We start from the raw sequence: 15128 nt of genomic DNA, 5'->3' as shown, positions 1-15128 counted from the left end.
CTTAACTTTTGTGCATTTTTTATGAGGAAATCTTTTGTTTGGTTTTTTATAATAAAAGGTAGCAGAACAGACTCGATCGATTTGGAAGGGGGAATAAGTAGTGAAAATTATTATCGCGCCAGATTCGTTTAAAGGGAGCGCATCGGCGCCAGAGGTCGCTGTTGCGATTGAAAGAGGAGTTAAGAACGCGTTGCCGCAAGCAGAAACAGTGCTTGTTCCTGTCGCTGACGGCGGGGAAGGCACAATGGATAGTTTAGTTTCGGCCACAGGCGGGCATTTTGTGGAAGTTACTGTGAAGGGACCGCTGCAGGCGCCTGTTCAGGCGGCGTTTGGTGTGCTAGGCGATGGCGTTACGTGCGTAATAGAAATGGCGAGCGCTTCAGGACTGTATCTTGTTTCCGATGCAGAGAGGGATCCGCTCAAAGCGACAACCTATGGAACAGGAGAATTAATTAAAAAGGCGTTAGATGATGGGTATCGTCGGTTTATATTAGCGATCGGCGGCAGCGCTACCAATGATGGAGGCGTCGGTATGTTGCAGGCGCTTGGATTGCAAGTTTTTGATCAACAAGGAGCCGCGGTTGGTTATGGCGGTGGCGTCCTCGATCAGATACAGCAAATCGATCAAAGTGGTTGGGATCCAAGAATTGCGAAAAGCGAGTTTTTAATTGCGAGTGATGTGCAAAATCCGTTGGTTGGTCCCGACGGGGCATCGTATGTATTCGGACCGCAAAAAGGGGCCACGCCAGAAATGGTCAAGCAGTTGGATCATAATCTGAAACATTGGGCTGATCTCGTTGAGCGGGAAAAAGGAGTTCGACTGCATGATTTGCCAGGAGCGGGAGCCGCGGGTGGGATTGGCGGCGCATTTCAGGCCTTTTTCCCTTCGGAAATGAAACGTGGGATTGATATCGTTATTGAATTCACGAAATTAGAGGAAAAAATGCAGGGTGCCCATCTTGTGTTTACAGGTGAGGGTCAGATCGACTATCAAACGGCTTCTGGAAAGACGCCGATGGGTGTAGCCCAAGCGGCCCAAAAACAGGGGATTCCTGTTGTCGTGATTGCCGGGTCAATCGGTGAAGGAATTGATACGCTTTATCAATACGGGATTACAAGCATTCACAGTCTCGTTAACGCGCCAATGTCATTGGAAGATGCAATGACCCGCGCGGAGGAATTACTTGAACAAAGAGCGGAACAAATCATTCGTACAGCCGCTTTATTAGCTCCAAAAGTATAGTAAACATTTATCCCCTGTTGTTTAACGATGGGATTTTAACGATAATGTATAAAAGGGTAAAAATAAGGAGGTAGCTATGAAGAAGACTGCGTTACTTTACGGTGAAGGTGAACTGCCTTTAGAAGTTCCAAGTGGATCGGTCATTGTGGAACCTAACAATCTACCAGAATTAGAAGATGATAAAGCTGCTGTGCAAGCTGCATTAAGGGATCCTATCGGAAGCGCGCCGCTTCGCGAGCGTGTGAAAGAAACAGACACTGTCGCAATTGTAATTAGCGACATTACTCGACCGACTCCGAATCATAAGCTAGTGCCATGGCTTATTGAGGAGCTGTCTCATGTTCCTTTAGAAAACTTCGTTGTTATTAATGGCACAGGCACGCATCGGGATCAAACAGAGGAAGAGTTTGTACAAATGTTGGGACAGTGGGTTGTCGATAATATTCGTATCATCAACAACCAGTGTCATGATAAAAATCACTTGGTTAAAGTAGGAGAAAGTCAGTTCGGCTGTGATGCTTACTTAAACAAAGATTATGTGGAAGCCGACTTTAAAATTGTAACGGGTTTTATCGAGCCGCATTTCTTTGCAGGCTTCTCCGGCGGGCCGAAAGGAATTATGCCTGGAATAGCCGGTATTGAAACCATTTTGACCTTCCACAATGCGAGGATGATCGGAGACCCACAAGCGACATGGGGGAATATGGTAGACAATCCTGTCCAAGACATGGCGAGAGAAGTCAATCGGATGTGCCCGCCAGATTTTTGTCTGAATGTTACGTTGAACCGGGAGAAAGAAATTACGGCTGTCTTTGCGGGAGAATTATTTGAAACTCACGATGTTGGATGCGCGTTTGCAAAAGAACATGCGATGATTAAATGCGATAATCGTTTTGATGTTGTTATTACGTCGAACTCAGGTTATCCGTTAGACCAAAATCTATACCAAGCCGTAAAAGGAATGAGCGCTGCTCATAAAATAGTAAAAGAAGGCGGAACGATCATTTGCGCAGCAGAATGCTCAGATGGATTGCCCGATCACGGAAATTACGCCGAAATTTTAAAAATGAGAAAAACACCTCAAGAGATCCTAGATATGATCAATGATCCATCGTTCCAGATTTTTGATCAATGGCAAGTTCAAAAACAAGCGGTTATCCAAGTGTGGGCCGATGTCCATGTTTACTCATCATTAGACGATGAGACAGTTAAATCTGCGATGTTTGAACCGTCAAGCGATCTGCAACAGACATTAGAAGAATTGAAAAAGAAGTATGGGGAAGATATGTCTGTAGCCGTATTGCCACTTGGTCCTCTAACGATTCCTTACGTAGAAGAATAGGGAGTTGTTCTCAATCTTGTTGTTGAATTTGAGCAACGGTAGAGAGCAGCGCGGCGGATTGGTTGCGCATTTCTGTTATAATAAGTTAGAGGGTTAGATTGAAACTATGGTATACACGGAGGCTTGGGATGGAGCAAAAGTTAGAAAAGCTAAAGAAAAATCTGAAGGAAATGGGTAGTGTGCTGGTAGCCTTTTCGGGAGGAGTCGATAGTACCTTCTTGTTAAAGGTTGCATATGACACTTTGGGTCCAGACAACGTGCTGGCGGTGACCGCGGATTCAGAAACGATCCCTTCTTCCGAGTTAAAGGAAACGAAACGATTAGCTCGTCAAATCGGAGCTCGACATATCGTAATGGAAACCTCAGAGTTAGCTATCCCCGGTTATAAAGAAAATGATCGTAATCGCTGCTATTTTTGTAGGAAGGGATTGTTTGAAGAATTAGGGCCGATAAAGGAACAGCACCAGCTTAATGCAGTCGTGTACGGGTTAATCGCTGATGATTTGAGCGAGTACCGCCCCGGTTCCAAAGCTGCGGTAGAACACGGTGTGCGTGGACCGCTGCAAGAAGTGGAACTTTATAAAGAGGAGATTCGCGAATTATCGAAGCAGATGGATTTAGATACATGGAACAAACCATCATTTGCTTGTTTATCATCACGAATTGCCTATGGTGAAGAGATTACACTAGGAAAGCTATCTTCAATTGATCAGGCGGAGGCATGGATACGAAATTTCGGCATTCGACAAGTTCGCGTGCGTCACCATGATCAAATGGCGAGAATTGAAGTGGAAGAAGGGGATTTTCCGCGTTTAGTTGAAATTCGCCAACAAGTCATTGAAAAATTGAAAGAGCTGGGCTATCAATACGTTACGTTAGATCTTAGTGGTTATCAAAGCGGGAGCATGAACAAATTGCTCGACGCTCAGTAATTATAGATGGGGTTGTCCTTAAAGTTGGTTCAAACTAACTTTAAGGACAACCTTTTATTTTATTAAGGCGGTGAGAGGAGGGGGGCCCCTCGTTGTTTACTTCTACTGTAAAGGCCGAAACTTCCGCTACATTGTTAATTTCATTGATTTTCCTATCTGTAGAGGTCCCAGCTCCCGTTACAGATGCCAGCCCCAATACTATATAGTAAAAGAGGAGCATCCTCCTTCAACGATAGTTGACAAAAGTCCATCTATCCCATCCCCGTTTTGAGTATTATCGATCCAGTTGGACTTTTGACCATTAACTCTCTAATCCCTCAATCCTCCCCAACCAGCCACTGTCCAAGGTCATTTCCCTATCCAATCATGATTTTTTCTTCAACGTATCGAACCTTACTTTTCGTTTTAGACATCAAAGCAAAAGCCATTGTGAGTGGACCGACCCGCCCGATAAACATTAAGACGGAAATCAAAAACTTACCTGTAAAAGAGAGATGGGCTGTGATTCCAGTGGATAGGCCGACCGTTCCGAATGCGGAAATCGCTTCAAATAAAAGATCAGACATTGGAAGATTTTCAGTAATGGTAAATAAAAAGAAAATAAAAAAAATAAAGATGACAGCGGTTAAAGTGATCGTGAACGCTTTATGGACAAGATCCCATGAAATTGTTCTTCTAAAGATTGATACATGGGTCTTGTCCGATAGAAAACTCCATACAGCTAAGATGATCAGACCAAAGGTTGTGATTTTTATCCCGCCCCCCGTCGAAGCTGAGCCCGCGCCAATAAACATTAAGCCCATCATCAGGACCTGTGAAGAGAGCGTCATCTGTCCAATGTCTACCGTGCTAAACCCGGCTGTTCGCGTAACGACGCCTTGGAAATAAGAGGCCCATAGTTGATCTGACATACCCATCGATTCCATCGTCAGTGGATTATTATGTTCTAGAAAGAAAATAAGTGAGCAAGCCATGATGTTGATGATCAAGGTCAACAACAAGGTTAGTTTGGAATGAAGCGATAGCCTTTTAAAAGATCTCGTTCGAAGCAAGTCCATAATCACTGTAAAGCCGATTCCTCCAATGATAAATAGGGAGGTTATAATGATGTTGATGGTGGGATCGCCAACCCATTGGATAAGATTATCCGATTCCAAACCAAAGCCGGCATTATTAAAAGCGGAGATGGAGTGGAAAACCGCATAATAGATCGATTGACTGACCGACATCTCAAATGACCAGCGGACAGCTAATACAAAAGCGGCGAGACATTCGACAATTAGCGTGATGGCAATAATCCGTTTGACTAAAGTGACAGCTCCTTGCAGAGTAACTTGATTTAGTGTGCTTTGAAGAAGAGCCTGTTCCTTTAAACTAAGCTTTTTCCCGAGTAGAATGACCATAAATACACCTGTTGTCATAAATCCCCAGCCCCCGACTTGAATCAAAACAAGGAGTATGATTTGTCCAAAAAAATTAAAGGTTCCACCTGTGTCAACGACAGCTAAACCTGTAACACAAACAGCGGAAGTCGCTTCAAACAAGGCATCTATAAAAGAGAGTCCTTGCCCATCAGTCGTTGAAAACGGCAGCATAAACAAGAGTGTTCCAACAGCAATTAAACTTCCAAATCCTAAAATTAAGATATAAGAGGGCTCTAATTCAATCAGTCTAATTTTTTTCTCACGCATTAAACAACCTCCTGTAAGGGAAACGATCGAAAAGATAGCGCGATATATAAATGTATAATTTATCCTTTTTCCATTCTATTTATATCCCAATCTTCATATCATATTGATGGGTTTTAAGTTATAATTAAAGTAACCAGTGTGTTCGGTTAAAATGTATAACATGTAGAGAAAGGATTGTTAGATGAATATTGCCTTTTTTCTCTTACCAAAAAATGAAGTTGCTTTTTTAACCCCTAATTCTACGATGAGGCAAGCTCTTGAGCGTATGGAATACCATAGATATACGGCTGTCCCGTTGCTTGATGAAGAGGGCAGATATGTGGGGACAATTACGGAAGGTGATCTTTTGTGGAAATTGAAAAATACAGACGGTTTAAATTTTGAAAATACGCATAAGACTTCTTTAAAGGATGTCCCGCTCCGTGTTAATAATCAGACCGTTCGAATTGATGCTCAAATAGAAGATCTTATTCCTTTGGTTACGATGCAAAACTTTGTTCCCGTTGTGGATGATAAAGGTGTGTTTATTGGGATCGTTAGGAGAAGAGAGGTAATTGAATATTGCGCCAATATGTTGTTAGAGTATCGAAACGAGATTAAAGGTCCTTAAACACGAAGGGCTTTTTTTTTTACGTTTATTATGTTGGAATAGACTATGGTTCATAAAATCTTTACATAATCTTTACAAACTTGACGGAGACTTAATATTATAATTAAAAATGCGTGGGTTTTTTAAAATAGTACATAGGTTTTTTAATTTACTGGGGGTAGAAGAGAATGGCTTTTAGACGGAGAGACACTTTTTTAGAGACACTATACGAAATAGCCGTTAATGTCCATGAATGCGCTAAATTCTTCAATCAATATAAAATTGATTCGCCCGAAAGTGTTGAAGAGTTCGCTAAAAAGGTTAAAGAGTATGAGAACAAGGGAGATTCATACATACATAGTCTTATACGGGCCTTAAACAATACGTTTATAACCGCAATTGAACGGGAAGACATATTAACGTTAGCTGGTAAATTGGATGATGTGCTGGATGGGATGGAAGCGTGCGCTTCACGGTTTTATATGTACGACGTCTGTGAGAGCGATAAATATATGGCGCGTTTTGGGGAAGTCATTGAAGCCGCCAGTAAGGAAATTTTAAATGCGATGGAATTGTTGCGTGAGAGAAAATTATTGCCGATTCGGGAATTTACAATCAAGATTAATGATCTTGAATCAGTCGGGGACGAACTTCTTCGGACAAGCATTCGCGAGCTGTTTCAAACATCGAAAGATCCAATTCACATCATAAAATATAAAGAATTATATGAGATACTGGAAAGTGTGACAGATAGCGGCGAAGATGTGGCGGATACGTTAGAAACCATCATCATGCGTAACTCCTAAATAGGGTGGAATTTATGGATACAAGTTTATTAATTATTATTCTTGTTGTTGCCTTAGCTCTCTCCTTTGATTTTATCAATGGCTTTCATGATACGGCAAATGCAGTAGCAACGTGTGTTTCGACGAGAGCCTTGCCGCCGCGCGTTGCTATTTATATGGCTGCTGTCATGAACTTTATTGGAGCGATTAGTTTTACCGGTGTCGCCAAAACAATCGGCGGAGCAATTGCCGATCCCGCCGATTTGGAACATGGAATGATTATCATCATTGCTACGTTGATCGCCGCGATTATTTGGAATCTAGTTACGTGGTGGTACGGGATTCCAAGCAGTTCTTCTCATGCCTTAATTGGAGCGTTGGTAGGCGCTGTTATTGCCGCCGCGGGTTTCAATGCGGTAAATTGGAGTGGTTTTACTGATATTTTAAAAGCTCTTCTTGTTTCGCCGATCATAGCTTTGACGGCAGGGTTTATCATGATGAGCTTATTCCGTTATATATTAAGTTTAGTGCCTGCTCCGCCGCATAAAGTAAATGGCGGATTTAGAACGTTTCAGATTTTTACAGCTGCTTTACAAGCGTTTACGCATGGTACTAATGATGCCCAAAAGGCAATGGGGATTATTATGTTTGCTTTAGTAGCCGGGGGGTTCCATCAATCTGTTGATGAAATTCCTTATTGGGTGCGTATTTCGTGCGCCTTGGCAATGGGCTTAGGGACTGCTGTTGGGGGATGGAAGATTATCAAGACTGTCGGTGGAAAAATCATGAAAATTGAGCCGGTTAACGGGGCGGCTGCTGATTTAACATCCGCGATCATCATCTTTGGCTTTACGAAGTTAGGTTTACCGGTCAGTACAACACATGTTATTTCTTCTGCGATTATGGGTGTGGGGGCTGCCAAACGGGTAAAAAGCGTGAAGTGGGGAACCGCCCAAAAAATTGTAGTAACATGGATAATTACGTTGCCGATTTCTGCGGTACTTGCCTCATTATCCTATTGGATAATCGGGATTTTATAATGATGAAGGAGCTGAGTGGCCTAAATTCAGCTCCTTTCTTTTTATTTTGTGATTATTGATGATGAATAGGATGATGATCGATGAACCAAGATGAAGAATTTATGAAACTTGCCTTAGAACAAGCAAAGATAGCAGAAGCTTTGGGAGAGGTTCCGATCGGCGCTGTAATTGCGCAGGATGGTGTTGTGATCGGAAAAGGGCATAACCTCCGCGAAACAAAGCATGATCCTACAGCCCATGCTGAACTACAAGCGATTCAAATGGCTAGTGAAAAGCTTGGAGGGTGGAGACTACTAAATAGTGTCCTTTATGTCACGTTAGAACCTTGTCCGATGTGCGCGGGCGCGATCGTTCAGGCGCGGATTGATCGCGTTGTATACGGTGTTGCGGATCCTAAAGCGGGATGCGCGGGGACTTTAATGAACTTGCTGCAAGAAGATCGGTTTAATCATCAAGTTGAAGTTCAATCTGGGGTTCTTGCTGACGAATGCTCACACATTTTAAAAACGTTCTTTCGTGATTTAAGAGAAAAGAAGAAGGCGAAAAAACGCAAAAATGACGTTTAAAAACGAGTTGATAAAAACTTGATTATTACCAGGGAAACATTATCAAAGTTGATGATACTAATGGGTAAAATGATCTCCCTTTTTTTACAAATAGTGAGTAGCCGTTGAAGGGGGAATCCTTTTTAGTATAGGTTAAATTGACTTTGAAAGGGGTAGCGTTCGTTGGTGACAGGTCGGAACAAAATGACATCAGCAGAAGTATCGCAAATATGGTCTGCATTTGTGGTCAATATGATGTTTAAAGCGCATTTGGAATACTTCTTGGTTCATTGTAACGATCTCGAAATTAGATCTGTATTAGATAGCGCATTACAGTTTTCAAATAAAATTACAACTGGAGCTCGGGCTTTTTTAAACGAGGAAGATTATCCTACCCCGATTGCTTTTACGGAAAAGGACATACATTTGGATGCGCCACGGCTATACACAGATCACTTTTATCTCTACAACATTCAAAATTTGTCTCAATACGGTATGCTTGGACATAGTCTCAGTCTATCTGTTTCGGGAAGGGCGGATATTCGTGAGTTTTTTTCAAATTGCGTCAGAGAAACGGTTGAATTATATAATAGGGCAACGGAAGTATTAATAAAAAAGGGGTTATATTTAACGGCGCCGACAGTGCCGATCTGTAAACAAATTGACTTCGTGAAAGAAAAGAGTTTTCTAACAGGCTGGCTCGGTGAACGAAGACCGATGACGGTTCTCGAGATAAATTACATTGTAGCCAACTACTTGGGCACTGCAATAGGGAGAGCGGTATGTATGAGTTTTAGTCAAGTGGCTAGATCAAAGGAAATTCGGGCTTATTTCTTAAGAGGGTCACAAATTGCTCAGCAGCACTTAAGAGCCTTTCAGTCGATGTTATCGGAAGCGGGTCTCCCTTCGATTCCTTCTTTTGAATCGGAAGTAACAAATTCAACGATAGCTCCTTTTTCCGATAAATTGATGATGATTAAAGTCGTATCATTGGGTGTCATTGCTAGCGCGAGATACGGACAGGCGCTTGGCGAAGGCGGAAGACATGATATCGGCGCCAATTATGCAAAGATGCTAGCTGGCACATTGAAGTTTCAAGAAGAAGGGGCAAAAATTTTAATTGACCGTGGTTGGTTGGAGCAACCTCCAACAGCCGTTGATCGTAAGGCGTTAGCGAGGGTTTAAATTAGAAAGAAGATTTTCTCGTTGCCAAGCTAGAAATCGGTTTTCAGGGAACGCGAAATATTGGTCAAATAAATGCTTTGGATGCGCTAGGCGAAGAACTGGATCAAGTATTTGCGAATAATAAATCGATTGACGAAGCGTTAAAAGCTGCCCAAGAGAAAGGGGAAAGAGCAATGCAAGAGGCTAGAAAGAATTAAACTACAATTCAATTCTTTGGAGGTAATTTTTCTACACATATTCTGTATAGCGCGCAGCGAATTGAGATATAATAAACTCACATAGGCAGAGAGGTTCAATCCACTACAGAATAGTTTTTTGGAAGAAGTCGGCGAAGAAACAGATGTTTCTTTCGCCGACTTTGTTTGTTAGTTGAAACGATGTGGTCAAATCGGATCCTACCCATTATTTTCAACTCTGTTTAACTTGATATCGTCGTCAGATCTGTGTTATAGTAATAAAGCAGTCGAGATAAACTGCATCTAACGTAGTGTATAACTTTGTCGCGCTAGATGGGGAGTTGGCGGTGCCCTATAACCCGCAATCCGCCTTAGCGGGGTTGAATTCCTATTAGAGGTGCGATTCATGTAAGGTCTGCCTTGTATAAGTGGTGTTGACAATTGGGTCCTGCGCAACAGATAGCCGTGAACCTGGTCAGGTCCGGAAGGAAGCAGCCATAAGTGGTGTCATCTGTGTGCCGTAGGGCAACCTGATTTGAGCTAACTACACAAGTAACGCTTGGTTGGTCGTATCGATAATAGGTGCGCGGCAGTAATTTTACAAAGCCCCAATGGTAATTCCATTGGGGCTTTTTTAGTATTCGTTTGTGAAATGAAAATGAGCTGTAGTATACTTATGGTAATAATGGAATAAGAGGATTGGGAGTGTCGATCATGGCCTATCGTGCTTTATATCGTGTATTTCGTCCTCAAATTTTTGGTGATTTGGTAGGACAGGAACATATCACCCGAACTTTACAAAATGCGTTAAAAGAAAAACGCTTCTCCCATGCATACTTATTCTCCGGTCCGCGAGGCACGGGGAAAACGAGCGCGGCGAAAATATTGGCCAAGGCGATTAACTGTAAGCAAGGTCCGGCAGCTGAACCTTGCAATCAATGCTCGGCTTGTGAGGGTATTACAGAAGGTTCGGTTGTCGATGTCATTGAAATTGATGCGGCGTCAAATCGCGGTGTAGAGGAAATCCGAGATGTCCGCGATAAGGTGAAGTATGCGCCGACTGAGGTTGCCTTTAAAATTTATATTATCGATGAAGTTCATATGCTGACGACGGAAGCTTTCAACGCGTTGTTAAAGACATTGGAAGAGCCTCCGCAGCATGTCGTGTTTATTTTGGCGACCACAGAACCGCATCGATTGCCCGCAACAATTATTTCTAGATGTCAACGTTTTGATTTTAGAAGCATCTCGGCAAAAGCAATGATGGAACGCCTTTGTTTTATTGCCGATGCGGAAGACGTTAAGATCTCGAAACAAGCCTTGTCCCTCATGATACGGGTTGCGCAAGGCGGGATGAGAGATGTATTGAGCTTATTTGACCAAATCCTTTCTTATGCGGGGCAGACGATTGAGGAAGAAGACGTCATCATGGTGACCGGTGTCATTCCTCAAAGAGCATTATCGGAGATATCTCAAGCTGTATTAGACGGTGATGCCGCTAAACTAATGGAATTAGTACACCAGTTAACGTCAGAAGGGAAAAATTCAGAACAATTTTTGGATGATGTTCTCATTTATTTTCGTGACTTGCTCGTCTATAAGACAGCGCCTAACCTGGAGGAAATTCAACATCGCATAACAGGGGATGAACAATTTGTTGAAATTGCTCATACGTTTGATCATGAATCATTATATTTAATTATCGAGAGTCTGAATAAGTCGCTTGCTGATATGAAATGGGCTACACATCCTAAAATCGCGTTAGAGATCGGTCTAATTCGCTTGCTTGAATTGAATCGATCCCAACCTCAAAAAGAGGTACTGACGACGGAGGCGCAGCCTGAGTTGGATCAATTGCAAAAGCGACTGACAGAACTAGAAAATAAGCTTCAGCAGGTGACTCAACATCGTTCAACGGCTTCAACATCAACAACGGGAAGCGGGCAAGCGCGACGGGTGGAGGCCCCGCGAAGGGCTTCTGTTCCACCTACTGTAAAAATTAATGAGCATCGCATCCAAGAAATACTGGCTACAGCTAGTCGAAGCTCTTTACAAAAGTTGACACAGCAATGGCCTGATATTCTAAATCAGATTAAGAAACAGAGGATCCAAGTTCATGCTTGGCTTATTGACGGGGAACCTGTTGCGGTCGGTGAGAGCGGCGTCTTAATTAGTTTTAAAAGCGCGATTCATCGTGAAACAACGGAAAAAGAACAGCATCGTGAGATTATTGAAGGTGTTATTCAATCTGTCTTAGGCCAACCAATGGAAATGTTGACCTTAATGGAAAACCAATGGAAGGAAATCGCGTCTGAGCTAAAATCTGAACAAGGGCAGGAAAGAGAAACTTCGGAGCAGCGCGAAGATGCAGATCCTTTTTTGGAAGAAGCGCTTAAGTTAGTAGGCGAAGAGTTATTGGAAATTAAAGACTAGACTAGGAGGCATGGATATGCGCGGCGGAATGAATATGAATAACATGATGAAACAAATGAAGAAGATGCAGGATCAAATGGTGAAGGCTCAAGAGGAACTAAAGGAAAAAACAGTTGAAGGGTCTGCTGGCGGCGGTGTTGTAACGGTTGTCGTAAATGGTCATAAGGAAGTTAAAGATGTCATCATCAAACCAGAGGCTGTTGATCCAGATGATGTGGAGATGTTACAAGACCTGGTGCTTGCCGCGATTAATGACGCGATGAAACAGGTTGATGATTTAACGAGTCAATCAATGGGTAAATTTACGGGCGGTATGAATATCCCCGGGTTGTTTTAGAGGGATCGATCGTGTATTATCCAGAACCGATCGCAAAGTTAATAGAGGGATTTACAAAATTGCCTGGGATCGGTCCGAAGACAGCAACGCGGCTTGCGTTTTTTGTTTTGAAAATGGAAGAGGAGGATGTGCTTGATTTAGGAAAGGCTCTCGTAAACGCAAAGCGCGACTTGCTTTTTTGTTCCCAATGTCAAAACATTACCGACACAGATCCCTGTTATTTATGCAATGACAAAGCAAGGGATGCTTCCTGTATTTGTGTTGTGCAGGAACCGAAAGATTTAATTGCAATGGAACGAACAAGGGAATTTCAAGGCGCATACCACGTGTTGCACGGCGCAATCTCTCCAATGGAAGGGATTGGACCAGAGGATATTCGATTACCTGAGTTGTTGAAGCGGTTGCAGGATGAGCAGGTGCAAGAGTTAATTCTAGCGACAAACCCAAATATTGAGGGAGAAGCAACAGCCATGTATATTTCTCGACTTGTCAAGCCGTTTGGTATTCGTGTTACAAGAATCGCGCACGGGCTGCCTGTCGGCGGAGATCTTGAATACGCTGATGAGGTTACGTTAACAAAAGCTTTGGAAGGTCGAAGAGAATTATAATAAGCAGCGCTTAACTAGCGCTGCTTATTTTTTGTGGGGCAGTTTGTTCTTTTTTAAATAAGACAAGCGTATGTTTTTAACGGAGGGATAAAGTATGATAAAACGGATTAGAAGTGAACAATCTACGAACTGGCAAGTGTCAAATGAACGGAGAAAATTGATCGAAGGCGCCCATCTCGCAATGGTTCAATGGCAATATAGCCTGTCTGGCGAAAATGAGAGTGATGTTATGGCAGATATCTTGGAGAGAAGGTACATGTTTCTATATGAAACCGCTAAGAGAAGGAAAGTTCATGCTTTAGAATAAGGGGGATACAGATTGACGACGGTTTTATGGGGAATCATTGCGATTGGTTTATTGTTTTTCGTTATTGTCTTAAGTCAAATGACCTGGTTGAAACCGATTCGTTGGGTTGCCTATGGATTATTTAAACTTGCTTTGGGAGGCGTATTACTATTTTTATTTAACAGTGTTGGCGCCCATTATGATTTTACTATCCCGATTAATCCGATTACCGCAGCCGCTTCAGGATTATTAGGTTTACCTGGACTGATTGGACTTGTGGTCGTAAAAGCACTTGTTATCGTATAAAAAGGTTGACTCCAAATTGGAGCAACCTTTTTTTATGTCATGAAATCATGCTGTTTGGGCACAATTTTAGATGAGGAAAAAAGAAAGTGACAATTAGGATAGGAAGGAACGCGTGGATCATGAAATTTGGTATTTTGCATGGGGAAAGGATAGATTTAGCGATAACGATTGAAAGCGCGTTGCATGGCTATTCGGTGACACGTTTAGAACCAAATTACCAAGGACTATCAAAAGTGGCGGAGCTTAGTTATGTTTTCATTTGTGTTGATGAAATGATGGAAAGCGAGCAACTATGGGCGATCATTGAACAACTTGGTCCACATCTATCTGATCAAATCGGTCTCATTTTGGCAGGCTCAGCGCCTGTCGGCAGCGGCGACTTCGTTCAGGATTGGTTTGACCAGGAGCAGCAGTCAATCGCAGTCATTTCATGGACACAAATTTTATCGTCAAAAAGTTCTATTCAAATTATTCTTGGCGGGGATGGGGGACATCCAACACTCATTCGGCTGAGACGAGCCCTAGCCAAGCGATTTGCTCCAATGATGGTGACGACGCGTAGAAATACGGAAATGATCCATTTTGCGGCTCATGCCTTCATTGCGACAAAGATTTCATTTATGAATGAAATTGCTTCTCTATGTGAAGTGTTAGGAGCGGAGGCGCAAACCGTTGGTTGCGGAATTGGGATGGACCCGCGAATTGGACAATCCTATTTTGAAGAAGGATTCGGGTTTGATTGGAAAGAAACGCGACTTGAACTAAGTTCATTAATCGATCAGGTGATTGCAAATAACGTTGATTTGTCGTTACTTGAGGCGGCGCGCAGCGCATATGAGCGACAGGTTGATTGGGCCTTAGATCAGCTAATTAAAAAACTGAAGCCATTAGCGGGGAAAACAGTTGGTGTTTGGGCGGGGGAAAGCGAGCTTTTTTCGCCGCTAATTAAAAAACTAACGGGGTATGGAGTGACCGCTCAAATTTACAGTCCATCTTATTTACTTGCGCAATCTGAGGAAGATGTTTTAAATCGCAACTTATTTTACCCGAACTTATGGGCGGCGATCGATTCGGTCGATGCGCTCCTAATTTTAGCGGGTCACCGTGAATTTAGAGAAGTTGATCTGGTCAAGCTAAGTGAGCGACTTATTCCTTCGCTAATAATAGATGGAAGAAGTTTGTTTCCCGCGCGGATGATGGAACGACATGGTTTTGAGTATATTCCATTTGGTAGAAAAGTCTGAATTGGATGTATATGAATTTCATTTGTTGTTAATAATAAAAATATTACTAGAAAAGTTAGGTGGTTTGGATGGAAAATCAATTAAAAGATTGTACTGTTTGTGGAACGCAAACAGAAGAAGTAGCTATGATATGGAATTCATTTATTTGTGAGCCATGTGAGCGTGAAGTGGAGAACAGTAATGTCTTGGCCGATTAAAGGTTGTATCGTTTGTGGGGATACGGAACAAAAGGGAATCACCATCTGGCAATCATTTATATGTGAATCATGTGAACAGGAAATGGTGAATACGGACGTAAGGGACACAAAGTATCCCTTTTTTGTTGAAAAGATGAAATTGATCTGGAAATTAGACGCATAAGATAGGAGAAGCCGTTTTGCAGTTGC

At 42.5% G+C, this 15128-nt stretch carries 17 protein-coding genes and 1 other RNA gene; 17 read left to right on the top strand and 1 reads right to left on the bottom strand.

The genetic code is table 11. The features are described 5' to 3' along the window. The first annotated feature begins 100 nt into the window (after positions 1-100). The 3 genes from BEP19_RS12860 to larE all read left to right on the top strand — a co-directional run bounded on the left by BEP19_RS12860 (position 101) and on the right by larE (position 3517). On the top strand, positions 101-1243 hold the full coding sequence (locus BEP19_RS12860; protein WP_120190321.1) for a glycerate kinase: 1143 nt from the start codon (positions 101-103) through the stop codon (positions 1241-1243). 76 nt (positions 1244-1319) lie between these two features. Then, a complete protein-coding gene (gene larA / locus BEP19_RS12855; RefSeq protein ID WP_120190320.1) occupies positions 1320-2585 on the top strand; it encodes a nickel-dependent lactate racemase in 1266 nt (421 codons plus the stop codon). Positions 2586-2713: 128 nt separating this feature from the next. After that, entirely contained in the window at positions 2714-3517 is an 804-nt protein-coding gene (gene larE, locus BEP19_RS12850; RefSeq protein WP_120190319.1) for an ATP-dependent sacrificial sulfur transferase LarE, read from the top strand. Positions 3518-3873: 356 nt separating this feature from the next. On the opposite strand, the gene BEP19_RS12840 is transcribed toward larE, so the two are convergent. Continuing rightward, positions 3874-5208, bottom strand: coding sequence for a TrkH family potassium uptake protein (locus tag BEP19_RS12840; protein ID WP_120190317.1), 1335 nt, complete (start codon positions 5206-5208; stop codon positions 3874-3876). A gap of 181 nt (positions 5209-5389) precedes the next feature. Between BEP19_RS12840 and BEP19_RS12835 the strand changes: the two genes are divergently transcribed. From BEP19_RS12835 to BEP19_RS12770, 14 genes are all read left to right on the top strand, one after another. Continuing rightward, positions 5390-5818 carry a CBS domain-containing protein gene (locus tag BEP19_RS12835; protein ID WP_120190316.1) on the top strand — a complete coding sequence of 143 codons (429 nt, stop codon included), beginning with the start codon at positions 5390-5392 and terminating at the stop codon, positions 5816-5818. Positions 5819-5985: 167 nt separating this feature from the next. Then, positions 5986-6603: a DUF47 domain-containing protein gene (locus BEP19_RS12830; RefSeq protein ID WP_120190315.1), complete on the top strand. Its 618-nt coding sequence runs from the start codon at positions 5986-5988 to the stop codon at positions 6601-6603. Between the two features lie 14 nt (positions 6604-6617). Continuing rightward, positions 6618-7622, top strand: coding sequence for an inorganic phosphate transporter (locus BEP19_RS12825; RefSeq protein WP_120190314.1), 1005 nt, complete (start codon positions 6618-6620; stop codon positions 7620-7622). A gap of 80 nt (positions 7623-7702) precedes the next feature. Continuing rightward, on the top strand, positions 7703-8188 hold the full coding sequence (tadA, locus tag BEP19_RS12820) for a tRNA adenosine(34) deaminase TadA (RefSeq protein WP_120190313.1): 486 nt from the start codon (positions 7703-7705) through the stop codon (positions 8186-8188). A gap of 165 nt (positions 8189-8353) precedes the next feature. Then, positions 8354-9352, top strand: a complete 999-nt coding sequence (locus tag BEP19_RS12815; RefSeq protein ID WP_245983601.1) for a DUF3231 family protein — start codon at positions 8354-8356, stop codon at positions 9350-9352. Between the two features lie 500 nt (positions 9353-9852). Further along, positions 9853-10118, top strand: an RNA gene (ffs, locus tag BEP19_RS12810) — signal recognition particle sRNA large type. 124 nt (positions 10119-10242) lie between these two features. Next, complete coding sequence (gene dnaX, locus BEP19_RS12805) at positions 10243-11961, top strand: DNA polymerase III subunit gamma/tau (protein ID WP_120190698.1); 1719 nt, start codon at positions 10243-10245, stop codon at positions 11959-11961. Positions 11962-11977: 16 nt separating this feature from the next. Beyond that, complete coding sequence (locus BEP19_RS12800) at positions 11978-12298, top strand: YbaB/EbfC family nucleoid-associated protein (protein WP_425452770.1); 321 nt, start codon at positions 11978-11980, stop codon at positions 12296-12298. An 11-nt stretch (positions 12299-12309) separates the two neighbouring features. Beyond that, positions 12310-12906: a recombination mediator RecR gene (gene recR / locus BEP19_RS12795; RefSeq protein WP_120190310.1), complete on the top strand. Its 597-nt coding sequence runs from the start codon at positions 12310-12312 to the stop codon at positions 12904-12906. A gap of 94 nt (positions 12907-13000) precedes the next feature. Continuing rightward, positions 13001-13213 carry a hypothetical protein gene (locus BEP19_RS12790; RefSeq protein WP_120190309.1) on the top strand — a complete coding sequence of 71 codons (213 nt, stop codon included), beginning with the start codon at positions 13001-13003 and terminating at the stop codon, positions 13211-13213. 12 nt (positions 13214-13225) lie between these two features. Then, a complete protein-coding gene (locus tag BEP19_RS12785) occupies positions 13226-13498 on the top strand; it encodes a pro-sigmaK processing inhibitor BofA family protein (protein WP_120190308.1) in 273 nt (90 codons plus the stop codon). 119 nt (positions 13499-13617) lie between these two features. Then, on the top strand, positions 13618-14742 hold the full coding sequence (locus BEP19_RS12780; protein WP_120190307.1) for a UDP binding domain-containing protein: 1125 nt from the start codon (positions 13618-13620) through the stop codon (positions 14740-14742). A gap of 68 nt (positions 14743-14810) precedes the next feature. After that, positions 14811-14939: a sigma factor G inhibitor Gin gene (locus BEP19_RS18175; protein ID WP_120190306.1), complete on the top strand. Its 129-nt coding sequence runs from the start codon at positions 14811-14813 to the stop codon at positions 14937-14939. After that, entirely contained in the window at positions 14923-15102 is a 180-nt protein-coding gene (locus tag BEP19_RS12770; RefSeq protein WP_120190305.1) for a sigma factor G inhibitor Gin, read from the top strand. The genes BEP19_RS18175 and BEP19_RS12770 overlap by 17 nt, the downstream gene beginning before the upstream one ends. Positions 15103-15128: the final 26 nt, after the last annotated feature.

Origin of the sequence: Ammoniphilus oxalaticus, assembly GCF_003609605.1 — a bacterium.
In the GTDB taxonomy this organism is placed as follows: domain Bacteria; phylum Bacillota; class Bacilli; order Aneurinibacillales; family RAOX-1; genus Ammoniphilus; species Ammoniphilus oxalaticus.
Note: the sequence above shows the minus strand (reverse complement) of the source record. Positions and strands in the feature narration are given on the sequence as shown.